Annotated in this window: 20 protein-coding genes; 12 read left to right on the top strand and 8 right to left on the bottom strand. The window is 70.9% G+C overall.

Features of this window, described 5'->3' with window-relative positions; genetic code table 11:
- Positions 1-32 precede the first annotated feature (32 nt).
- The 3 genes from DEI86_RS08230 to DEI86_RS08220 all read right to left on the bottom strand — a co-directional run bounded on the left by DEI86_RS08230 (position 33) and on the right by DEI86_RS08220 (position 2145).
- Complete coding sequence (locus DEI86_RS08230) at positions 33-875, bottom strand: exodeoxyribonuclease III (RefSeq protein WP_111009496.1); 843 nt, start codon at positions 873-875, stop codon at positions 33-35.
- Positions 876-1004: 129 nt separating this feature from the next.
- A complete protein-coding gene (locus DEI86_RS08225) occupies positions 1005-1277 on the bottom strand; it encodes an HPr family phosphocarrier protein (protein WP_111009497.1) in 273 nt (90 codons plus the stop codon).
- Between the two features lie 97 nt (positions 1278-1374).
- Positions 1375-2145 carry a DeoR/GlpR family DNA-binding transcription regulator gene (locus DEI86_RS08220; RefSeq protein ID WP_111013490.1) on the bottom strand — a complete coding sequence of 257 codons (771 nt, stop codon included), beginning with the start codon at positions 2143-2145 and terminating at the stop codon, positions 1375-1377.
- A gap of 228 nt (positions 2146-2373) precedes the next feature.
- On the opposite strand from DEI86_RS08220, the gene ptsP reads away from it, so the two are divergent.
- The 5 genes from ptsP (at position 2374) to DEI86_RS08195 (ending at position 8536) form a co-directional block, all read left to right on the top strand.
- Positions 2374-4029, top strand: a complete 1656-nt coding sequence (gene ptsP, locus DEI86_RS08215; protein ID WP_111049268.1) for a phosphoenolpyruvate--protein phosphotransferase — start codon at positions 2374-2376, stop codon at positions 4027-4029.
- A 58-nt stretch (positions 4030-4087) separates the two neighbouring features.
- Complete coding sequence (locus DEI86_RS08210) at positions 4088-5647, top strand: PTS mannitol transporter subunit IICB (protein WP_181435169.1); 1560 nt, start codon at positions 4088-4090, stop codon at positions 5645-5647.
- Positions 5648-5735: 88 nt separating this feature from the next.
- Positions 5736-6173, top strand: a complete 438-nt coding sequence (locus DEI86_RS08205) for a PTS sugar transporter subunit IIA (protein WP_111036626.1) — start codon at positions 5736-5738, stop codon at positions 6171-6173.
- On the top strand, positions 6170-7321 hold the full coding sequence (locus DEI86_RS08200; protein WP_111049267.1) for a mannitol-1-phosphate 5-dehydrogenase: 1152 nt from the start codon (positions 6170-6172) through the stop codon (positions 7319-7321). The genes DEI86_RS08205 and DEI86_RS08200 overlap by 4 nt, the downstream gene beginning before the upstream one ends.
- 273 nt (positions 7322-7594) lie before the next feature.
- Positions 7595-8536, top strand: a complete 942-nt coding sequence (locus tag DEI86_RS08195) for an NADP-dependent oxidoreductase (RefSeq protein ID WP_111049337.1) — start codon at positions 7595-7597, stop codon at positions 8534-8536.
- 37 nt (positions 8537-8573) lie between these two features.
- On the opposite strand, the gene DEI86_RS08190 is transcribed toward DEI86_RS08195, so the two are convergent.
- Genes DEI86_RS08190 through sdhC form a run of 5 tightly spaced genes read right to left on the bottom strand, consistent with a single transcriptional unit; the run spans position 8574 to position 12823 of the window.
- The gene (locus tag DEI86_RS08190) at positions 8574-9230 is read right to left on the bottom strand and encodes a TNT domain-containing protein (protein ID WP_111049266.1); all 657 of its coding nucleotides are present in this window, start codon (positions 9228-9230) and stop codon (positions 8574-8576) included.
- Positions 9231-9252: 22 nt separating this feature from the next.
- On the bottom strand, positions 9253-10029 hold the full coding sequence (locus tag DEI86_RS08185) for a succinate dehydrogenase iron-sulfur subunit (RefSeq protein WP_111036623.1): 777 nt from the start codon (positions 10027-10029) through the stop codon (positions 9253-9255).
- 1 nt (position 10030) lies between these two features.
- Positions 10031-11854 carry a succinate dehydrogenase flavoprotein subunit gene (gene sdhA / locus DEI86_RS08180; RefSeq protein WP_111009504.1) on the bottom strand — a complete coding sequence of 608 codons (1824 nt, stop codon included), beginning with the start codon at positions 11852-11854 and terminating at the stop codon, positions 10031-10033.
- A gap of 34 nt (positions 11855-11888) precedes the next feature.
- A complete protein-coding gene (sdhD, locus tag DEI86_RS08175) occupies positions 11889-12335 on the bottom strand; it encodes a succinate dehydrogenase, hydrophobic membrane anchor protein (RefSeq protein WP_111036622.1) in 447 nt (148 codons plus the stop codon).
- Positions 12336-12349: 14 nt separating this feature from the next.
- Positions 12350-12823, bottom strand: a complete 474-nt coding sequence (gene sdhC / locus DEI86_RS08170; protein WP_111049265.1) for a succinate dehydrogenase, cytochrome b556 subunit — start codon at positions 12821-12823, stop codon at positions 12350-12352.
- 226 nt (positions 12824-13049) lie between these two features.
- Between sdhC and DEI86_RS08165 the strand changes: the two genes are divergently transcribed.
- The 7 genes from DEI86_RS08165 (at position 13050) to DEI86_RS08135 (ending at position 21517) form a co-directional block, all read left to right on the top strand.
- On the top strand, positions 13050-14162 hold the full coding sequence (locus DEI86_RS08165) for a mannose-1-phosphate guanylyltransferase (RefSeq protein WP_111009507.1): 1113 nt from the start codon (positions 13050-13052) through the stop codon (positions 14160-14162).
- 203 nt (positions 14163-14365) lie between these two features.
- Positions 14366-15439, top strand: a complete 1074-nt coding sequence (locus DEI86_RS08160; RefSeq protein ID WP_111009508.1) for a BMP family protein — start codon at positions 14366-14368, stop codon at positions 15437-15439.
- A gap of 139 nt (positions 15440-15578) precedes the next feature.
- The gene (locus DEI86_RS08155; RefSeq protein WP_111036621.1) at positions 15579-17099 is read left to right on the top strand and encodes an ABC transporter ATP-binding protein; all 1521 of its coding nucleotides are present in this window, start codon (positions 15579-15581) and stop codon (positions 17097-17099) included.
- Positions 17096-18406, top strand: coding sequence for an ABC transporter permease (locus tag DEI86_RS08150; protein WP_111049264.1), 1311 nt, complete (start codon positions 17096-17098; stop codon positions 18404-18406). The genes DEI86_RS08155 and DEI86_RS08150 overlap by 4 nt, the downstream gene beginning before the upstream one ends.
- On the top strand, positions 18403-19692 hold the full coding sequence (locus DEI86_RS08145) for an ABC transporter permease (RefSeq protein ID WP_111049263.1): 1290 nt from the start codon (positions 18403-18405) through the stop codon (positions 19690-19692). The genes DEI86_RS08150 and DEI86_RS08145 overlap by 4 nt, the downstream gene beginning before the upstream one ends.
- The gene (locus DEI86_RS08140) at positions 19689-20228 is read left to right on the top strand and encodes a cytidine deaminase (protein ID WP_258376494.1); all 540 of its coding nucleotides are present in this window, start codon (positions 19689-19691) and stop codon (positions 20226-20228) included. Before DEI86_RS08145 ends, DEI86_RS08140 begins: the two co-directional genes overlap by 4 nt.
- Positions 20225-21517, top strand: a complete 1293-nt coding sequence (locus DEI86_RS08135) for a thymidine phosphorylase (RefSeq protein WP_181439735.1) — start codon at positions 20225-20227, stop codon at positions 21515-21517. Before DEI86_RS08140 ends, DEI86_RS08135 begins: the two co-directional genes overlap by 4 nt.
- Positions 21518-21526: the final 9 nt, after the last annotated feature.

The raw sequence follows: 21526 nt of genomic DNA, 5'->3' as shown, positions 1-21526 counted from the left end.
GTGGGCGGCCGAGGGGGCCGGGGAGTCGGGGGTCAGACCTCGTAGTCGACGACCACGGGGGTGTGGTCGGACCATCGCTGGTCGTACGCGGCCGCGCGGTCCACCGCGTACGCCGTGACCTTCGCCGCGAGCGCGGGCGTCGCCATCTGGTAGTCGATGCGCCAACCGGAGTCGTTGTCGAACGCCTGGCCGCGCCACGACCACCACGTGTAGGGGCCGGGGACGTCGCCGGCCTGCTCCCGTCCGACGTCGACCCATCCGAGCCCGGTGCCGGTGGTGCCGTCGACGCAGTCCACCTGCTCGCCGGCGGCGCCGAGGAAGCGGTCGAAGTAGGCGCGCTCGCGGGGCAGGAAGCCGGCCCGCTTCACGTTGCCCTTCCAGTTCTTGATGTCGCGCTCGTCGTGCCCGACGTTGAGGTCGCCGACGACGACCGCGAGCTCGTTGTGCCGCTGCAGGGCCGGGAGGCGCTGCTCCATCGCGTCGAGGAAGCGCCACTTCTCGTCCTGCTTGGGGGTGTCGGCCTCGCCGGAGTGCACGTAGGTGCTCACCACCGTGACGACCGCGTCGCCGACCTCGTAGTCGGCCTCGAGCCACCGGCCCGCCGAGTCGAAGTCGTCCGGGCCGAGCTCGACACGGTGGATCCGGGCCCGGTCGCGCGAGGCGATCGCCACGCCCGCGCGGCCCTTCGCCGTCGCAGGGTCGTGCACGACGTTCCAGTCCTCACCGAGGAGCTCCTGCAGGTCGTCGGTGGACGCACGGACCTCTTGCAGGGCGAGCACGTCGACGTCCCGCCCCTGCAGCCAGTCGCCCATGCCCTTGCGGAACGCGGCGCGGATGCCGTTGACGTTGACGGTCGCGAGACGCAGGCGGGTCATGGGTTCAACCCTAGCGGCGGCCTCCGACGGGGCCCGTCCCGGACGTGCGCCCCTGCCGGGAGGTCCGTGGCGGCGCCACCACGGGCCTCCCGGCCGGCGGGTGGCACGACGCGCTAGCCGCGGCCGCGGTCAGGCCGCGTCGTGGTCGGTCTGCAGGAAGGTCACGAGTGCGTCGGCGGTCGCGTCGGCGTCGTCGCCCGTGACCGTGAGCGTGACCTCGTCGCCGTTCTCGACGCCGAGCCCGAGGAGACCGAGGATGCTGCCCGCGTTGGCCGACTTGTCACCCTTGGCGATCGTGACCTGGTGACCGGACGCCGTGACGTTCTGCACGAACAGCGAAGCGGGGCGGGCGTGCAGCCCCGATCCGCTGGCGACGGTGACGGTGCGGGTGGCTTCGGACATCGGAACTCCTGTCTCGATCGGACGCGTGGTCCGGGTGGATGCGCCCTCATGGTAGCGAGCGCGGCCGGTGTGGCCGTGGACGGTCGCGGCCGACGGGTCAGTCCCGTCCGGGCCAGAAGACCTCGGTGCCGGCGGCCTCGACCTCGCGCACGAGGTCGAGGTTGACCGCGGGGTCGGTGATGATCGTGTCGATCGCGGCGAGCGGTGCCACGCGCCCGAACTCCTCGCGGCCGAACTTCGAGTGGTCGGCGAGCAGGATGCTCCGCCGCGCGGCCTTGATGAGCGCGGTCTTCACGGCGGCCTCCGCCAGGTTGTGGGTCGTCAGGCCCCGCTCGGGTGTGATGCCGTTGATGCTGAGGAACGCGACGTCGACGCTCACCATGCCGACGAGCTGGTGGGTCCACGTGCCGACGCCCGCGAGGGAGTCGCTCCGGATGTTCCCGCCGAGGAAGTGCAGGTCGATCCCGGGCCGGTTGGCGACCGCCATCGCCACCGGCAGCGAGTGCGTCACGACGGTGAGCCCGCGGTCGGTCGGCAGCATCTCGGCGAGGCAGATGGTCGAGGTGCCCGCGTCGATGATGATCGAGCCGCCCTCGGGGAGTTCGTCGAGCGCGGCCTCGGCGATCACCATCTTCTCGGCCGTGTTGATGCCGCCGCGGTCGCCCACGCCCGCGTGGATCGTGATCCGCTCGACCGGGATCGCGCCGCCGTGCGCGCGCCGGACGAGGCCGCGCCGTTCGAGGCTCGTGAGGTCGCGGCGGATCGTCTCGGGCGTGACCGCGAGGAGTTCGGCGAGGTCCTTGACGTCGACCCGCCCCTGCGCGCGCGCCTGCTCGACGATGCGCTGGTGACGTTCTGGTGCGTACATCGGACCTCGGAGTGGGCGAAACGGGCATGGACCGACGTCCCCGGAGGCCCGAGTGGCCGGGGCGGGGGGAGTCAGACGCAAACGGGCATCTGTTTCTGCATTTTTATCCCCGGATTTGTTTGTTTGTCAATCGGAATCGATGTATGGTCGTCGCAGCGCGCCGCCCGTGCGCCGTCGTCCAGCCCCACCGCACCGCCTGATCTGCGCGATGAGATGAAGGAGTCTCGAATGTCCGAACTGCCCGGAACCGGGGTGGGCCGCGGCGTCGCGCTCGGACCCGTGCTGCGCATGCCCGAGCCCCTCGGCGCTCCGTCGTCGGCACCGCTCGACGGTCCGGTCGAGGCCGCGGACGCCGCCGTGCACGAGGCCGTGGCCGCGGTCGCCGACGACTTGACGAAGCGCGGCGCGCTCGCCGGTGGCGACGCCCAGGCCGTGCTCGAGGCCCAGGCGCTCATGGCGCAGGACCCGACGCTGCTCGACGACGTCCACACCCGGATCAGCGGTGGCGCGAACGCGGAGCGCGCCGTGCACGACGCGTTCGCCGCGTTCCAGGACATCCTCGCCGCGATGGGCGGCTACATGGGGGAGCGGGCGGCCGACCTCGGCGACGTGTCCCAGCGCATCATCGCGAAGCTCCGTGGGGTGCCCGCACCGGGCGTGCCCGACTCGGACACCCCCTTCGTCCTGGTCGCGCGCGACCTCGCCCCGGCGGACACCGCCCTGCTCGACCTCGGCAAGGTGCTCGCGCTCGTCACGAGCGACGGCGGCCCCACCTCGCACACCGCGATCCTCGCCCGGGCGAAGGGCATCACGGCGATCGTCGGCGTCGAGGGCGCCGCGGACCTCGTCGACGGCCAGACGGTCGTCGTCGACGCCGCTGCCGGCGTGGTCGTCACCGACCCCGATCCCGACCTCGTCACCGCGACGGAGGCCCGGATCGCCGAGCGTCTCGCCGCGGCCGACCGACCGGTCACCCCCGGCGCGCTCGCCGATGGCACGCTCGTGCCGCTCCTGGCGAACCTCGGCAACCCCGCCGATGCCGCGGGCGCCGTCGCGCTCGGCGCCGAGGGCGTCGGCCTGTTCCGCACCGAGTTCCTGTTCCTCGACTCGCCGACCGCACCGACCGTGGAGGCGCAGCGTCAGGCCTACGTGCAGCTGCTGTCCGCGTTCCCCGGCAAGAAGGTCGTCGTCCGCGCGCTCGACGCGGGGGCGGACAAGCCGCTGTCGTTCCTGACCGACCAGGACGAGGAGAACCCCGCACTCGGTCGCCGTGGCCTCCGGGCGCTGCGACACCACGAGGCGGTCCTCCGTGACCAGCTCACCGCGCTCGTCCAGGCCGACGCCGAGACCGAGGCCGACCTCTGGGTGATGGCGCCCATGGTGGCGGACGCCGAGGAGACCGCGTACTTCGTGTCCCTGGCCCGCGAGCTCGGTGTCCGGACCGCGGGTGTCATGGCCGAGGTGCCGTCGCTCGCGCTCCTCGCAGAGCAGGTGTTCCAGCAGGCGGACTTCGTCTCCATCGGCACGAACGACCTGACGCAGTACACGCTCGCCGCGGACCGGCTGCTCGGGTCCGTCGCCTCCTACCAGGACCCGTGGCACCCCGCGGTGTTGCGCCTCGTCGCCCAGCTCGGTGCTGCCGGGCGTGACGCGGGCAAGGCCGTGGGGATCTGCGGTGAGGCCGCGGCCGACCCGCTGCTCGCCGTCGTCCTCGTCGGTCTCGGCGCCACCACGCTCTCCATGACCCCCGCCGCCCTCGCGGACGTGCGCGCCGAACTCGGCCAGCACACCCTCGAGCAGGCGCGCGAGATGGCCCGGGCCGCGCTCGCCGCCCCGTCCGCCGCGGCCGCACGTGCCGCTGCGACGTCGGCGCACGTCGCCTGACCTCCCCGTCCCGTTCCCTCCGATCCGTTCCCACGAACCCACACCAGAAAGAACGCACATGACAACGACGTCCGTCGCAGCGACCGGCGCCCCCGCACAGAAGCGGGGCGGCGGTCGGGTCGCCGTCCAGAAGTTCGGCGCCTTCCTCTCCGGCATGGTGATGCCGAACATCGCGATCTTCATCGCGTGGGGCATCATCACCGCCTTCTTCATCCAGACCGGCTGGACTCCCGTCGGCGTCCTCGGCGGCTTCGGCACCACGCACGGCGTCGCGAACGTCGGCGTGGTCGGCCCGATCCTCACCTACCTCATCCCGCTCGCGATCGCGATCCAGGGTGGCCGGATGGTCTACGACATCCGCGGTGCGGTCGTCGGCTCGATCTTCACCATGGGCGTCATCCTCGGCGCGTCGGGCACGACGATGATCCTCGGCGCGATGATCTGCGGCCCGCTCGGCGCGTATCTCATCAAGCAGGTGGACCGCATCTGGGACGGCAAGATCAAGCCGGGCTTCGAGATGCTCGTGAACAACTACGCGGCCGGCATCCTCGGCTTCGGGTTGTTCATGGTCGGCTTCTTCTGGCTGTCCTGGATCTTCCTCCGCATCGCGGACGGCCTCGGTGCCGCCGTCGAGTGGCTGGTGCACGCGCACCTGCTGCCGCTCGCGAGCGTCATCATCGAGCCGGCGAAGGTCTTCTTCCTCAACAACGCGATCAACCACGGCGTGCTCGACCAGCTCGGCGCGCAGCAGGTCCAGCAGTCCGGCAAGTCGATCCTGTTCCTCCTCGAGGCGAACCCCGGCCCCGGTCTCGGCATCCTCCTCGCCTTCACCTTCTTCGGTGTCGGCGTCGCGCGGTCGACGGCTCCCGGCGCGATCCTCATCCAGTTCTTCGGTGGCATCCACGAGATCTACTTCCCGTACGTGCTGCAGAAGCCGATCCTGTTCATCGCCGTCATCCTCGGTGGTGCGACCGGTGTCGCCACGAACGTCACGTTCGGGTCCGGTCTCGTCGCCCCGGCCTCGCCCGGCTCGATCCTCGCGGTGCTCTTCAACACCTCGCGGGACAGCTACGTCGGCGTCATCCTCTCCGTCGTCCTGTCGGCGCTCGTGTCCGGCGCCGTCGCGTCCTTCTTCCTCATCTCGACCCGCAAGCGGGACCTGGCCGCCGGTGGTGGCGACATGAGCGACGCCCTCGCCCGCATGCAGGCGAACAAGGGCCGCGACGTCAACGCCGCGACCGCGGGCATCTTCGGCTCGAACGCCCCGGCGAACGAGGAGGAGACCGAGTCGTCCTTCGGCGGCGTCGGTTCCGCGACGGGCACCACCACCGCCACGCGCGTCCAGAACGTCGTGTTCGCCTGCGACGCCGGCATGGGCTCGAGTGCCATGGGCGCGAGCGTCCTGCGGAACAAGATCAAGAAGGCCGGTATCGAGGGCGTCACGGTCGTCAACAAGGCGATCGCGAACCTCTCGGGTGACGAGGACCTCATCATCACCCAGGAGGAGCTCACCGACCGGGCGAAGCAGAAGAACCCGAACGCGCAGCACGTGTCGGTCGGTAACTTCATGAACGCGCCCCAGTACGACCAGGTCGTCGACCAGCTGAAGCAGCAGTAACCGCACCACACGGCACCACACCCACGGGGCGGGGGAACGCGGACGACGCGTTCCCCCGCCCCACAGCCACGAACAAGGAGAACCACCGATGCCCGTCCTGCAGGAGAGCCAGATCCGGATCCACACCGAGGACACCGCTCCGACCAAGACGGAGGCGATGAAGGAGGCGGCCGACATCCTCGAGGCCGCCGGTGCGGTCACGGGGGACTACTACCCCGCCATGCTCGAGCGCGAGAAGAGCGTGTCCACCTACATGGGCAACTTCCTGGCGATCCCGCACGGCACGAACGAGGCGAAGGACGCCATCAAGACGTCCGCGCTGTCGTTCATCCGCTACGCGTCGCCCATCGACTGGGACGGCAACGAGGTGCGATTCGTCGTCGGCATCGCCGGCGTCAACAACGAGCACCTCGACATCCTGTCGAAGATCGCGATCGTGTTCTCCGACGAGGACCAGGTGCAGGCGCTCACCGAGGCGCCCGACGCCGCGGCGATCATGGCGATCCTCGGCGAGGTGAACGAGTGAGCGTCGCCGTCCACTTCGGTGCCGGCAACATCGGGCGCGGCTTCGTCGGGCTCCTCCTCCACGAGGCCGGGTACGAGGTCGTCTTCGCCGACGTCGCCGCGCCGCTCATCGACGCGCTCGCGGCCGCCGACTCGTACACGGTGCACGAGGTCGGCGCCGGTGCGCAGGACCACGTCGTGACCGGTTTCCGCGCGGTGAACAGCGCTCAGGACGAGGCCGGCGTGGTCGCCGAGGTGGCCGCGGCCGACGTCGTCACCTGCGCCGTCGGGCCCACCGTGCTCCGGTTCATCGCCCCGGTCATCGCGCGCGGCCTCGTCGAGCGCGACCCGGAGGCAGCGCCGCTCGCCGTCATGGCGTGCGAGAACGCGATCAACGCGACCGACCGCCTCCGCGAGTTCATCGTCGACGCGCTGCCCGAGGGCGAGCGGGACGCGGCGCTCGCCAAGGCGGTGTTCGCGAACACCGCCGTCGACCGCATCGTCCCGGCACAGCCGGCCGACGCGGGCCTCGACGTCACCGTCGAGACCTACTTCGAGTGGGCGATCGACCGCACGCCGTTCGCCGGCACGGAGCCCACGATCCCCGGAGCGCACTACGTCGACGGGCTCGCCGCGTCGATCGAGCGGAAGCTCTTCACCGTCAACACCGGGCACGCGACCGTGGCCTACCACGGGTACCTCGCCGGTGCGGACAAGATCTCGGACGCGATCGCGATCCCCGCGGTCCGGTCGGCCCTCGAGTCCGTGCTCGGCGAGACGAGCGACCTGCTCGTCCGTCGGCACGAGCTCGACCCCGAGGTGCACCGCGCCTACGTGACGGCCATCATCGCCCGCTTCGAGAACCCGCACCTGCCCGACACGGTGACGCGGGTCGGGCGGCAGCCGCTCCGCAAGCTCTCGCGCGACGAGCGCTTCGTGTCGCCCGGGGCTGCCCTCGCAGAGGAGGGCGTCGAGCCGACCGCGCTACTTGACGCCATGGGCGCCGCGCTCCGCTTCGACGTCGCGGACGACGAGCAGAGCGTCGAACTCCAGGCCCTGCTCCGATCGGATGCCTCGGACACGGACGTCGCGCAGCAGATCACCGGTCTGGAGGCCGGACACCCGTTCCTCGCACCGTTCACCGACCGCGTGGCCGCGGTCCGCGCCTGACGCGGAGCCGCATCCCGCACCGACGCAGGCCCGCACCGGGCCAGCTCGACGGCCGCCGTCCCTCCCGGGCCGGGGGCCGTCGAGCCCGCACCGGGCCAGCTCGACGGCCGCCGTCCCTCCCGGGCCGGGGGCCGTCGTGCTGTCCGCGCCCGACGCGCCGAGACGGTCGCCGACCGCCCCGCTTCCCGGCCGGCTCCGGGGCGCCGTGCAGCCGTCGGGCGTTGGATGGCGCGGACGGTGCCGAAGGACGACACCGGACGGGAGTGGACCGGGATGGCCAAGCGGTGGATCGCGCCGGAGTTCGGCGGCGTCGAGGTGTTCGAGTTCGTGGAGACGACCGTGCCGGAGCCCCGCGCGGGTGAGGTGACGATCAGCGTCCGGGCGGCCGGCGTCAACCCCGCCGACTACAAGCACACCCAGGGCGGTCCGAACGCCGACCGCTCCCAGTTGCCGATGGGGATCGGGTACGAGGTCGCGGGCGTCATCAGCGCCATCGGACCGGGGACGACGATCGCGTCCGGCGGTGGGAGCACCGGCGACCGCGTCATCGCGTTCCGGGTCGACGGCGGCTACGCGACGGACATCACCGTCCCGGCGCACGACGTGTTCGCGGCGCCGGACACCCTCGACGATGCCGCGGCGGCGAACCTGTTCCTCGCCGGGACGACGGCGGCCGACGTGCTGCGGGTCGTCCACCCGGGCGAGGGCGACACGGTGCTCGTGCACGGTGCATCCGGATCGGTCGGGGTCAGCGTGCTCCAGCAGGCGCGACAGCGGGGCATCCGCCTGATCGGCACCGCGTCGGAGGCGAACGCCGAGACGGTACGGCGGTTCGGTGGCGAGCCCGTGGCGTACGGCGGGGGCCTGGCCGACCGGGTGCGCGCGCTCGCACCGGAGGGTGTCGCGGCGGCGATCGACTGTGTCGGCACCGACGAGGCGGTCGACGTGTCGCTCGAGCTCGTGGTCGACCGCGACCGCATCGTGACCATCGCCGCGCACGGTCGTGCCCAGCGGGACGGCTTCCGGGCCGTGGGCGGTGCGCAGCCCGAGAGTGCCGCGTTCCGCGACTCGGTGCGGCAGCAGCTCGTGGACATGGCGGCGTCGGGGGAGCTCGTCGTGCCGGTCGCCCGGACATGGCCGCTCGCCGACGCCGTCGAGGCGCTGCGGTTCCTGCAGGAGGGGCACCCGGGCGGCAAGCTCGCACTCGTCCCCTGAGCAGGGCGCCTCGGTGCGGTCGGCGGAGCGGTCGCGGTCAGACGACCCGGAGTCGGACGAGCGAACCGTCGACCACGAGGTCGCGCACCGTCACCCCGGGATCGGCGATCGCGAACCGCAACGCACCGCCGGGCTGGTCGAACCAGGGCTGCACGAGCCGGACGTTCACGAGGAACGGCCGGTCCGTCACGTAGCGGTGCACGTCCGGGCGCTGCATCGCGTGCGGCGGCAGTGACCGAGCGGGGAGCGGGGTGTCCAGGGGGTGCAGCAGGTAACCGTCCGGACCGCCGACGCGGTCGACGGGGATCCCGGCTGGGATCTGGATCGTCAGGCCCGCGTTGCCCGCGCCGTGCGCCTGCGCCGCGAGCTGCGGGTACGTGGCGCCCGCACGATCGCGGAGGGCGTCGAGGTCGGACTGCGGGACGTCGCGGGCCGGCGGGAACGGACGGTTGAGGAACCGCCGGAGCATCTCGACCGCGTCGTCCTCACTGCGGGCCACGGCCAATCGGCGGGGGTTGCCGTAGTCGACGACCTCGAGGGCCCAGTCCTGCCCGTGCGCCGACGCGGCATCGACCGGCACGATCCGCAGGGCTCCCTCGACCGGCTCGTCGAGCGGGTGCTCCCCGGGGAGCACCACGTACCGGTCGGTGTAGCCGAGCTGATCGAGCGTGGGGCGGACGTCCGCGAAGGTCATGGTCGGAGCCTACCGAGCGGTCCTAGGCGCGGCCTCGGACGAGTGCCTGCTTGACCTCTGCGATCGCCTTGGTGACCTGGATGCCGCGCGGGCAGGCGTCGGTGCAGTTGAAGGTCGTGCGGCAGCGCCACACGCCCTCCTTGTCGTTGAGGATGTCGAGACGGACCTTCGCCTCGTCGTCCCGGGAGTCGAAGATGAACCGGTGCGCGTTGACGATCGCGGCCGGACCGAAGTACTGCCCGTCGGTCCAGAACACCGGGCACGAGGACGTGCACGCCGCGCACAGGATGCACTTCGTCGTGTCGTCGAAGCGCTCACGCTCGGCGACGGACTGCACGCGCTCCTTGCCCTTCTGCGGGGCGGACTTCGACTGCAGGAACGGCTGGACCTCGCGGTAGGAGGCGAAGAACGGCTCCATGTCGACGACGAGGTCCTTCTCGAGCGGCAGGCCCTTGATCGCCTCGACGTAGATCGGCTTCGACACGTCGAGGTCCTTGATCAGCGTCTTGCAGGCGAGCCGGTTCCGACCGTTGATGCGCATGGCGTCCGAGCCGCAGACGCCGTGTGCACACGACCGGCGGAAGGTCAGCGAACCGTCCTGCTCCCACTTCACCTGATGCAGGGCGTCGAGGATCCGGTCCGTCGGCAGCATCATCACGCCGAACTCCTGCCAGTGCGGCTCGGCGTCGACGTCCGGGTCGAACCGGCGGACCATGAGGGTCACCGGGAACGAGCCGGGAGGCGCGGTGCGGTCCTCGGCGCGGCTCGCGGGGGCGTCGCTGACCAGCGTGTCGGTCATCTCAGTACTTCCTCTCCATCGGCTGGTACCGCGTGATGACCACGGGCTTCCAGTCGAGTGTGATGTGGTCGTCGGCGAGCGAGGAGTGCGGATCGCCCGTCAGGTACGCCATGGTGTGCTGCATGTAGTTCTCGTCGTCGCGCTTCGGGTAGTCGTCGCGCATGTGGCCGCCACGGGACTCCTTGCGGTTCCGCGCGGAGAACACGACGACCTCGGCGAGGTCGAGCAGGAACCCGAGCTCGACGGCCTCGAGCAGGTCGGTGTTGAACCGCTTGCCCTTGTCCTGGACGGAGACCTGGAGGTACCGCTCACGGAGCTCGTGGATGGTCGCCGTCACCTTGGCGAGCGACTCGTCCGTGCGGAACACCTGGGCGTTCTTGTCCATCTCGTCCTGCAGCTCCTTGCGGAGGCTCGCCACGCGCTCCGTGCCCGTGGAGGCCCGCAGCTGCTCGAGCATGCGGCGCACGTTGCCCGCCGGGTCCTCGGGGAGCGGGACGAACTCCGCGGTCTGCACGTAGGCCGCCGCGTTGTTGCCGCTCCGCTTGCCGAACACGTTGATGTCGAGCAACGAGTTCGTGCCGAGCCGGTTCGACCCGTGCACGGACACGCAGGCACACTCGCCGGCGGCGTAGAGGCCCGGCACCACGGTGTCGTTGTCCCGCAGGACCTCGGCGTTCGTGTTCGTCGGGATGCCCCCCATGGCGTAGTGCGCGGTCGGCATCACCGGCACGGGCTCCGTCACCGGGTCGACACCGAGGTACGTGCGCGCGAACTCGGTGATGTCCGGGAGCTTGGTCTCGAGGACCTCGGCCCCCAGGTGCGTGCAGTCGAGCAGGACGTAGTCCTTGTTCGGGCCGGCCCCGCGGCCCTCCGCGACCTCTTGCACCATGCACCGGGCGACGATGTCGCGGGGCGCGAGGTCCTTGATGGTCGGTGCGTAGCGCTCCATGAAGCGCTCGCCGGAGGCGTTGCGGAGGATCGCGCCCTCACCGCGGGCGCCCTCCGTGAGCAGGATGCCGAGGCCCGCCAGGCCCGTCGGGTGGAACTGGAAGAACTCCATGTCCTCGAGCGGCAGGCCGGAACGCCACACGATGCCGACACCGTCGCCGGTGAGGGTGTGGGCGTTCGAGGTCGTCTTGTAGATCTTGCCGAACCCGCCGGTCGCGAAGATCAACGCCTTGGCGTGGAACACGTGGAGCTCGCCCGTCGCGAGCTCGAACGCGACGACGCCGACGGGCTGCTCGCGGGTGACGCCGTCGTCGCCCGTGACCTCGGCCATGACGAGGTCGAGGGCGTAGAACTCGTTGAAGAAGTTGACGCCCAGCTTGACGCAGTTCTGGAACAGCGTCTGCAGGATCATGTGGCCCGTGCGGTCCGCCGCGTAGCAGGCGCGGCGCACCGGCGCCTTGCCGTGGTCGCGCGTGTGGCCGCCGAACCGACGCTGGTCGATCTTGCCCTCGGGCGTCCGGTTGAAGGGCAGCCCCATGTTCTCGAGGTCGATGACCGCGTCGATGGCCTCCTTCGCCAGGATCTCGGCGGCGTCCTGGTCGACCAGGTAGTCACCGCCCTTGATCGTGTCGAACGTGTGCCACTCCCAGGAGTCCTCTTCCACGTTGGCGAGAGCCGCCGCCATGCCGCCCTGCGCCGCGCCCGTGTGGGATCGCGTCGGGTACAGCTTCGAGATCACGGCCGTGTTCGCCTGCGGGCCGGCCTCGATCGCCGCTCGCATGCCGGCGCCTCCCGCGCCGATGATGACGATGTCGAACTGGTGGTGGTGGACCCCGTCGACGACGGAGCTCGTGGGTGCAGCGGTGGTGTCGGTCACGGACTTCTCTCGAATGTGGTCAGGAGGGCGGAGCTCAGTGCGCGGGGCAGAACGACGGCAGGTCGGCGGCCGCGGCACCCGCGGGGCACGGGTCGAACGTCCAGCAGACGAGCGTGCCGAGCGCGATCAGCACGACGCACGCGACGAGCACGGCGCCGAGCAGCGTGCGCCGCACGGCCGGTCGGCCGACGTAGTCGTTGATGATCGTGCGCATGCCGTTCGAGCCGTGGATGAGCGCGAGCCACAGCATGAGCGTGTCCCACACCTGCCAGAGCGGACTCGCCCACTTGCCGGCGACGAAGGCGAAGTCGATCTGCTTGACGCCACCCCCGGCGACCATGTTGATGAACAGGTGCCCGAAGATGAGCACGACGAGGACGATCCCCGACGCGCGCATGTAGATCCAGCCCCACTTCTCCCAGTTGGTGGTGCGGCGGGCGGCCGTGGCGGAACGCGGGGCCTCGACGGTCTCGGTGGTCATCGGATCTCCTCCGCTCAGTGCAGGTCGGCCACGAGGTTCATGATCTGGGTCGGCAGGAAGCCCGCGATCAGCACCACCCAGATCCCGACCACGATCCAGAACATGAGCCGCTGGTACTGCGGTCCCTTGCTCCAGAAGTCGACCGCGACGATGCGCAGGCCGTTGATCGCGTGGAAGACGATCGCCATCACGAGGCCGGTCTCGCCGAGGTTCATGATCGGCGTCTTGTACGTGCCGATGACGGCGTCGTACGCGGCGGGCGAGAGTCGGACGAGGGCCGTGTCCAGGATGTGCACGAGCAGGAAGAAGTAGATCGCGACGCCCGTGATGCGGTGCAGCACCCACGACCACATGCCGGCGCCGCCGCGGTAGAGCGTGCCCGACGGGGTCCGCGGTGGTCGCGGTGTCGGTGCCGACGTGGGACCGACCGGCGCCGCGACTGCCGTCGCGCCACCGGGTTCGTCGTGCACAGCGGTCTGCTCGGCCATGAGCGCGCCCTCCCGTGGGATGCTCGGCCGCCGATCGGCGGCCGTTGCCGTTCGTGTTCGTGTGGAACACGGACCATCCTACGGCCGGGCACCGACCTCCTCGTGCCATGCCGTCCGGGGGTGACCACGTGAACGGGCCGTGGCGATCCGGGGACGGGGGCCCGCCTCCCGGACCGGCGGCCGATGCCCCTGCCGCTCGTGCCGCCCCCGCCGATATGGTGACCGGATGACCGACGACCTCGAGCGCTTCTACGCCATCATCCCCGCCGGTGGCATCGGCTCCCGACTCTGGCCGTTGTCCCGGGCGGACGCGCCGAAGTTCCTCCACGACCTGACCGGCACGGGCGCGTCCCTGCTCCGGTCGACCTGGGACCGCCTCGCCCCGCTGAGCGGCGACCAACGCATCATGGTCGTCACCGGCCGTGCGCACCGCGCCGCCGTCGAACGCCAGCTCCCCGGTCTCGCCGACCACAACGTCGTGCTCGAGAGCGAACCGAAGGACTCGACCGCCGCGATCGGCCTCGCCGCCGCGATCCTGCGCCGCCGCGAGCCCGACGTCGTCATCGGCTCGTTCGCGGCCGACCACGTGATCGGTGACGTCCGCGGGTTCCGCCGGTCCGTCCGGGAGGCCGTGGTCGCGGCCGAGGCCGGGTACATCACGACGATCGGCATCACCCCGACCGAGCCGGCGATCGGCTTCGGCTACATCCACGCGGGGGAGCGGATCCACGTCGACTCGGCGAAGGACGTCCACGCCGTCCAGTCGTTCGTCGAGAAGCCCGACCTCGAGACGGCGACCGCGTACGTCGCAGACGGCTCCTACATGTGGAACGCGGGGATGTTCATCGCCCGGGCGGACCGACTGCTCGAGGAGATCGGGCGGAGCGAACCGGAACTCCTCGCCGGGATCGAGGAGCTCGCCGCCGCGTGGGACACGTCCTCGCGCGGCGCCGTCGTCGACCAGGTGTGGCCGCGACTCAAGAAGATCGCGATCGACTACACCGTCGCCGAGCCCGCCGCGGCGGCCGGGCGCATGGCGGTCGTGCCCGGGGACTTCGACTGGGACGACGTCGGCGACTTCGCCTCGCTCGCCAAGCTGCAGTCCGGCGGCCGACCGCACAACCTCGCCGTCCTCGGGGACAACGCCCGCATCCTCGCGGACTCGTCGAGCGGCATCGTGGTCAGCCACAGCGACCGGCTCATCTCGCTCATCGGCGTCGACGACATCGTGGTCGTGGACACCCCGGACGCGCTGCTCGTCACGACGAGCGCCAACGCGCAGCGGGTCAAGGGCGTCGTCGACGCGCTCAAGATCAGCGGCCGCGACGACGTGCTGTAGCCACGCCACGTCGGAGTCCGCGCTGGTACCCCGGTGCCCGCGTCCGGGGTACCAGCGTTACGAGCGCGTTACAGGTTCGTCGCGATCGGGCAACGGTGCCCAGCCCCCGGCCGGAGCGGTCCTGCACCGGCCGGACCGTCGTGTACTGTCCTTCCGATCGCCCGGTGCGCAGAGCCGGGCTGCACCCCTGTGGAGGACATCCCGTGACATTCAGCACCCGTAAGCTCGCGCTCGGCGGCCTGGCCCTGCTGGGCACCGTGACGATGCTCGCCGGCTGTTCGGCCGCCCCGTCGTCGTCCAGTGCGTCGGGCTCGAAGTCGGACTTCCTGCCGTGCATGGTCTCGGACAACGGCGGCTTCGACGACCACTCGTTCAACCAGCTCGGCTACGACGGCCTGCAGGACGCGGCGAAGTCGCTCGGCGTCACCCCGAAGACGGTGCAGTCGACGGACTCGAACGACTACAACCCGAACATCCGCACCCTCCTCAGCCAGAAGTGCAGCCTGATCGTGACGGTCGGCTTCAACCTCGAGGCCGCGACGAAGTCGAACGCCGCGTCGAACGCCAAGACGAACTTCGCGATCATCGACGACACCCTGCAGTCGAAGAACATCAAGCCGATCACGTTCGACACCTCGCAGGCGGCGTTCCTCGGCGGGTACGCGGCGGCCAGCTACTCGAAGACCGGCGTGGTCGGCACCTTCGGCGGCCAGAAGCTCCCGACCGTGACCATCTACATGGACGGCTTCTACGACGGCGTCCAGTACTACAACCAGCAGCACGGCAAGGACGTCAAGGTCGTCGGCTGGAACGAGAAGACGCAGCAGGGTTCGTTCACGGGTGGCTTCTCGGCCGGCACGCAGGCCAAGTCGGTGGCACAGTCGCTCCTCGACCAGAACGCCGACGTGATCTTCCCCGTCGGTGGCCCGATCTACCAGTCCGCGGCCGAGGCGATCAACGACGCCAAGAACGGCAGCGTCCTCATCGGCGCCGACAGCGACCTCTACACCGCGGACCCGCGCTACAAGAGCATCGCCCTGACGAGCGTCCTCAAAGGCATCCGACAGGCCACGACCTCGGTCGTCGAGACCGCGGGCAAGGGCAAGTACTCGAACGCCCCGTACGTCGGCACGCTGAAGAACGACGGCGTCGGGCTCGCCCCGTTCCACGACTACTCGTCCAAGGTCGACTCCTCGCTCGCCGGCGAGCTGAAGACGATCAAGGCCGGGATCATCAGCGGCAAGATCAAGGTCGCGACCCAGTCGAACGTCAAGTAACACCCCGTCGCGGGCGGGCGGCTCCGGCCGTCCGCCCGCGTTCGTGCGCCCACCACGGGACCACCGCGGCGGCGCCGCCCTCCACCAGCGGACCCGCGCCCACCCCAGCGCGACTCCCGAGAGAAATAGAATCCGGCCCATGAAGCTCGAGCTCCGCGGCATCACCAAGCGCTTCGGCGCCCTCGTCGCGAACGACCACATCTCGCTCACCGTCGAGCCGGGCGAGATCCACTGCTTGCTCGGTGAGAACGGCGCGGGCAAGTCCACGCTCATGAACGTCCTCTACGGCCTGTACCAGGCGGACGAGGGCGAGATCCTCCTCGACGACACGGTGCAGCACTTCGACGGCCCGGGCGACGCGATGCGCGCCGGCATCGGGATGGTCCACCAGCACTTCATGCTCGTGCCGGTGTTCACCGTCGCCGAGAACGTCATGCTCGGACACGAGCCCACGACCTTCGGCGGCCGTCTCGACCTCGCGGGCGCCCGCAAGCGCGTCCGCGAGATCTCCGAGCGCTTCGGGTTCGACGTCGACCCCGACGCCAAGGTCGAGGACCTGCCGGTCGGCGTCCAGCAGCGGGTCGAGATCATCAAGGCCCTGTCGCGCGACGCCTCGGTACTCGTGTTCGACGAGCCGACCGCGGTCCTCACCCCGCAGGAGACCGACGAGCTCATGTCGATCATGCGGCAGCTGCGCGAGGCCGGCACGGCGATCGTGTTCATCACCCACAAGCTCCGCGAGGTCCGCGAGGTCGCCGACCGCATCACGGTCGTGCGGCTCGGACGCGTCGTCGGCGAGGCCTCGCCCACCGCGTCGAACGCCGAGCTCGCCGCGCTCATGGTCGGCCGCAGCGTCGAGCTCGTCGTCGACAAGGCCCCGGCCACACCCGGGGCGGACGCCCTCGTGGTCCGCGACCTCACGGTGACCGACGCAGCGGGCCACGTCCTCGTCGACGACCTGTCGTTCTCGGTCCGACGTGGCGAGATCCTGGCGATCGCGGGCGTCCAGGGCAACGGCCAGACCGAGCTGACCGAGGCCATCCTCGGGCTCGAGACCGTGCACGCGGGCACCATCACCCTGGACGGCCGGGACATCACCGACGCGAGCGTCAAGAAGGTGCTCGACGCCGGGGTGGGCTTCGTCCCCGAGGACCGACAAGAGGACGGCCTCGTCGCCGAGTTCTCGATCGCCGACAACCTCATCCTCGACCGCACGTCCTCGTCCCAGTTCGCCAGCGCGGGCACGATCCGGTCCGCCGAGCGCGACCGTTTCGCCGACGACAAGATCGCCGAGTTCGACGTCCGGACGCCGAGCCGGACCACCGCCGTCGGACGCCTGTCGGGCGGGAACCAGCAGAAGGTCGTCATCGCACGCGAGCTGAGCCGCGACCTCCGGTTGTTCGTCGCCGCGCAGCCCACCCGCGGCATCGACGTCGGGTCGATCGAGTTCGTGCACAAGCGCATCGTCGCCGCGCGCGACCAGGGCGTCCCCGTCATCGTCGTCTCGACCGAGCTCGACGAGGTCGTCGCGCTCGCCGACCGCATCGCCGTGATGTACCGCGGCACCATCATCGGCATCGTCCCGGCGGACACCCCGCGTGACGTGCTCGGCCTCATGATGGCGGGGGAACTCCCCGCCGGGACGGAACTCGCCGCATGACCGACGACACCCGGACGCCGACGACGGCGGCCGAACCGGACCTCCAGACCGACGACCGCCTGCAGGACCTCGAGGCGGGCACGTCGCTGACCACCGAGACCGCCGACGACGGCGGGGACCGCTGGTCGGCGGCGCTGCGCGGGATCCTGGGCGGCTCGGTCCTCGTCACGGTGTTGGCCGTGGTCCTGGCGCTCGTCGCCAGCGGCATCCTCATCGCCATCACGGACAAGACGGTCACGACGGCGATGGGCTACTTCTTCGCCCGTCCCTCCGACACCTTCGTGGCGATCGGGCACAGCGTGGGCGGCGCGTTCCTCAGCATGTTCGACGGCGCGGTGTACGACCCGGGCCAGTCGACCTTCTCGTCGGGCATCGCGTCGCTCTGGACGACGATCGACTTCGCCACGCCGCTCATCGTCGCGGGCCTCGGGGTCGCGGTGTCGTTCCGCTCCGGACTGTTCAACATCGGCGGCCAGGGGCAGATCCTCGTCGGCGCCGCCTCCGCCGCCTGGTTCGGGTACTCGTTCCACATGCCGGCGATCGTGCACATCCCGCTGACGGTCGTCGCGGGCATCGTCGGCGGTGCGATCTGGGGCGGGATCGTGGGCGTGCTGAAGTCCCGCACGGGCGCGCACGAAGTGATCGTCACGATCATGCTCAACTACGTGGCGCTGTACCTGCTCGAGTACGGCCTCGGCACGAAGGGGCTGCTCCAGGCGCCCGGGAGCGCGAACCCGCAGTCATCGCCGACGCTGCCGTCCGCGGTCCTCCCGACGCTCATCGGTGGCCAGGGGACCGGTGTCGACATCGGGATCCTCATCGCCATCGCGGCCGTCGTGTTCACGTGGTGGCTCATGAGCCGGTCGACGCTGGGGTTCCGCTTCCGCACCGTGGGCGAGAACCCCCGTGCGGCGCGCGTCGCCGGCATGGACGTCGGCAGCATCACGCTCTGGGCCATGGTGATCTCCGGGGCCCTCGTCGGCATCGCCGGGGCCTACCAGGTGCAGGCCGCGGTCACCAGCGGGTACGACCAGGGCATCGACGCGGGCATCGGGTTCGACGCCATCACGGTCGCGCTGCTCGGTCGCTCGAAGCCGTGGGGCGTCTTCTGGGCCGGTCTGCTGTTCGGTGCGCTCAAGGCCGGCGGCAGCTACGTGCAGGCCAGCCAGAACATCCCCATCGACATCGTCAGCGTCATCCAGGCGCTCATCGTCCTGTTCATCGCGGCCCCGCCGCTCGTCCGCGCGATCTTCCGGATCCCGCAGCCGGGTGCTCGCCGCACCAAGCGGAAGGCGGTCGCCGCGTGAGCGTCCTCGCCCCCAACGCCACCGCGCCGGCCGCGTCCGCCGCGGACCGTCCGGTGACGGCCGTCCGGAGCTGGAAGGCACCGATCGGGTACGGCGTGTTCACGCTGTTCGCACTCGTGCTGTTCGGCGTGTTCCACAAGCCCGGCACGTCCACGTTCGAGCTCGCGTCGGTGCACGACCTCGTGCAGCTGCCCGCCGTGCCGCTCCCCGCGACCGGGACCGGCATCGTCGTCATCGTCCTCCTCGCCATCGGGACCGCCTACGCCACGTGGCGGGCAGCACGGTCGCGGAAGGTGCAGACCTGGGTGACCGTGCTGTTCGCGATCGCCTTCGTCATCGCGTTCCTCACGTGGGCCTCGCCCGGTTCGACGATCCCCGTCCCGGGTCTGCTCGTCGGCGCGCTCGGCCTGTCCGCCCCGCTCATCTTCGGCTCGCTCGGCGGTGTCATCTCCGAGCGCGTCGGTGTCGTGAACATCGCGATCGAGGGGCAGTTCCTCGCCGGTGCGTTCGCGTCCGCCGTCGTCGCGAGCATCACCGGTTCGGCGTGGGTCGGACTCGTCGCCGCGGTGATCGCCGGGGTGCTCGTGTCGTTCATCCTCGCGGCGTTCAGCATCAAGTACCTCGTCGACCAGGTGATCGTCGGCGTCGTCATCAACGCGTTCGTCTCGGGCCTCACCGGGTTCCTCTACTCCAAGGTCCTCGCGACCGACACGGCGCTCAACGTCGGCGTGCGGTTCCCGGCGATCGAGATCCCCGGACTCTCCGCGATCCCGATCATCGGCCCGGTGTTCTTCCACCAGTCGGTGATCGTGTACCTCATGTACATCGCGGTCGCCGCGGTCACGATCGGCCTGTTCACCACCCGCTGGGGCCTCCGGCTCCGGGCCGTCGGCGAGCACCCGCAGGCGGCCGACACCGTGGGCATCAACGTCACCAGCACCCGGTTCTGGAACGTCTCGCTCGCGGGCGCGATCGCCGGTCTCGGCGGTGCGTACTTCACCCTCGGGAACGCGGGCCCATTCGCGAAGGACATGACGGCCGGTGCCGGGTACATCGCCCTCGCTGCCGTCATCTTCGGTCGGTGGGACCCGATCAAGGCGACGCTCGCCGCGCTGCTCTTCGGGTTCGCCTCGAATCTGCAGAACCTGCTCGCGGCGATCCACTCGCCGGTGCCGACGCAGTTCCTGCTCATGCTGCCGTACGTCGTGACGATCTTCGCCGTCGCCGGACTCGTCGGGCAGTCCCGCGGTCCAGCCGCGTCCGGCAAGCCGTACATCAAGTCCTGATCCACCGCGGCCGCCCCCCAGGGGGAGCGATCGGCCGCGACCTGCTCCGCCGGGAGGCACACCGCATGTCCGCAACCGACCCCGCCACCCAGTCCGCGCACGCAGCGGAGGCGGCCCCGTCCCTCCCGGCCGACGTGGACTGGGACGCCCTGCGGGCGGCCGCGACCGAGGCGATGGGCCACGCGTACGTGCCCTACTCGTCGTTCCCCGTCGGGGCCGCCGCGATCACCGAGGACGGCCGCGTCGTCGCCGGCTGCAACGTCGAGAACGCCTCGTACGGTGTGACGCTCTGCGCCGAGTGCTCGCTCGTGTCCCAGCTCCACATGACGGGCGGTGGCCGGCTCGTCGCGTTCACCTGCGTCGACGGCAGCGGCTCCGTGCTCATGCCCTGCGGGCGCTGCCGGCAGCTGCTCTTCGAGCACTCCGCGGACGGGATGCTGCTCGAGACCGTGTCGGGCGTCCGCACGATGGACGAGGTCCTGCCGGACGCGTTCGGGCCGCGGACCCTCGCGACCTACCGGGCGGAGCACCAGTGACCGCCGTGGAGCCGTTCGACACCGTCGACCTCATCCGCACGAAGCGGGGCCGCGGCACGCTGTCGACCGCCGAGATCGACTGGCTCGTCGACGCCTACACCCGTGGGTACGTCGCCGACGAGCAGATGGCGGCGCTCGCGATGGCGATCTTCCTCAACGGCATGGACCGGCGCGAGGTGCGCGACCTCACCCTGGCGATGATCGCGTCCGGCGAACGCATGTCGTTCGACGGACTCGGCAAGGTCACGGTGGACAAGCACTCGACCGGTGGCGTCGGCGACAAGACCACCCTGCCGCTCGCCCCGCTCGTCGCGTCGTTCGGCGTCGCCGTGCCGCAGCTGTCCGGCCGTGGACTCGGGCACACCGGTGGCACCCTCGACAAGCTCGAGTCGATCCCCGGCTGGCAGGCCTCGCTGTCGAACGCCCGGATGCGTGAGGTGCTCGCCGAGGTCGGCGCGGTCGTGTGCGCGGCCGGGTCCGGTCTCGCGCCGGCGGACAAGAAGCTGTACGCGCTCCGCGACGTCACCGGCACGGTCGAGTGCATCCCGCTCATCGCGTCGAGCATCATGAGCAAGAAGATCGCCGAGGGGACGGGCGCGCTCGTCCTCGACGTCAAGTTCGGGTCCGGCGCGTTCCTGCAGGACATCGAGCAGTCCCGGGCCCTCGCCCGCACGATGGTCGAACTCGGGCAGGACGCCGGCGTCGCCACCACGGCACTGCTCACGGACATGGACGTCCCCCTCGGCCGGACCATCGGCAACGCGCTCGAGGTCCGTGAGTCCGTCGAGGTCCTCGCCGGCGGCGGTCCGGCCGACCTCGTCGAGCTGACGCTCGCGCTCGCGACCGAGATGCTGCAGCTCGCCGGCCTGCCCGACGCCGACCCGGCCGCCGCGCTCGCGGACGGACGAGCGATGGACACCTGGCGTCGGATGATCGCCGCGCAGGGCGGCGAACCGTCCGCGCCACTCCCGACGGCTCGCGAGACCCACGTCGTCACCGCGCCGCGCTCGGGCGTGCTCACCGAGCAGCGAGCGCTGCCGTTCGGCATCGCGGCCTGGAGGCTCGGTGCCGGTCGTGCGCGCGCGCAGGACCCGGTGCAGGCGGGCGCCGGGGTCGAGCTGCACGCGAAGCCGGGCGACGCCGTGACCACAGGGCAGCCCCTGTTCACGCTGCACACCGACGAGCCCGCGCGCTTCGACCGGGCCCTCGATGCGCTCGAGGGCGCCTGGGGGATCGGGGACACCGCGCCGGAGCGCGGTTCGATCGTGCGGGAGCGCATCGGCCGGTAGCTTTGGGGG

It is taken from the genome of Curtobacterium sp. MCBD17_028 (assembly GCF_003234875.1).
Classification (GTDB): domain Bacteria; phylum Actinomycetota; class Actinomycetes; order Actinomycetales; family Microbacteriaceae; genus Curtobacterium.
The sequence above is the reverse complement of the archived record's forward strand: the minus strand, read 5'-3'. Positions and strand labels throughout refer to the sequence as shown.

Bases quoted from the DNA above. Each gene is read 5' to 3' on its own strand.
- DEI86_RS08230 (WP_111009496.1), bottom strand. From the start codon at position 875: ATGACCCGCCTGCGTCTCGCGACCGTCAACGTCAACGGCATCCGCGCC.
- DEI86_RS08165 (WP_111009507.1), top strand. From the start codon at position 13,050: ATGACCGACGACCTCGAGCGCTTCTACGCCATCATCCCCGCCGGTGGC.
- DEI86_RS08225 (WP_111009497.1), bottom strand. From the start codon at position 1,277: ATGTCCGAAGCCACCCGCACCGTCACCGTCGCCAGCGGATCGGGGCTG.
- DEI86_RS08210 (WP_181435169.1), top strand. From the start codon at position 4,088: ATGACAACGACGTCCGTCGCAGCGACCGGCGCCCCCGCACAGAAGCGG.
- DEI86_RS08185 (WP_111036623.1), bottom strand. From the start codon at position 10,029: ATGACCGACACGCTGGTCAGCGACGCCCCCGCGAGCCGCGCCGAGGAC.
- ptsP (WP_111049268.1), top strand. From the start codon at position 2,374: ATGTCCGAACTGCCCGGAACCGGGGTGGGCCGCGGCGTCGCGCTCGGA.
- DEI86_RS08150 (WP_111049264.1), top strand. From the start codon at position 17,096: ATGACCGACGACACCCGGACGCCGACGACGGCGGCCGAACCGGACCTC.
- sdhC (WP_111049265.1), bottom strand. From the start codon at position 12,823: ATGGCCGAGCAGACCGCTGTGCACGACGAACCCGGTGGCGCGACGGCA.
- DEI86_RS08190 (WP_111049266.1), bottom strand. From the start codon at position 9,230: ATGACCTTCGCGGACGTCCGCCCCACGCTCGATCAGCTCGGCTACACC.
- DEI86_RS08195 (WP_111049337.1), top strand. From the start codon at position 7,595: ATGGCCAAGCGGTGGATCGCGCCGGAGTTCGGCGGCGTCGAGGTGTTC.
- DEI86_RS08155 (WP_111036621.1), top strand. From the start codon at position 15,579: ATGAAGCTCGAGCTCCGCGGCATCACCAAGCGCTTCGGCGCCCTCGTC.
- DEI86_RS08205 (WP_111036626.1), top strand. From the start codon at position 5,736: ATGCCCGTCCTGCAGGAGAGCCAGATCCGGATCCACACCGAGGACACC.
- sdhD (WP_111036622.1), bottom strand. From the start codon at position 12,335: ATGACCACCGAGACCGTCGAGGCCCCGCGTTCCGCCACGGCCGCCCGC.
- DEI86_RS08220 (WP_111013490.1), bottom strand. From the start codon at position 2,145: ATGTACGCACCAGAACGTCACCAGCGCATCGTCGAGCAGGCGCGCGCG.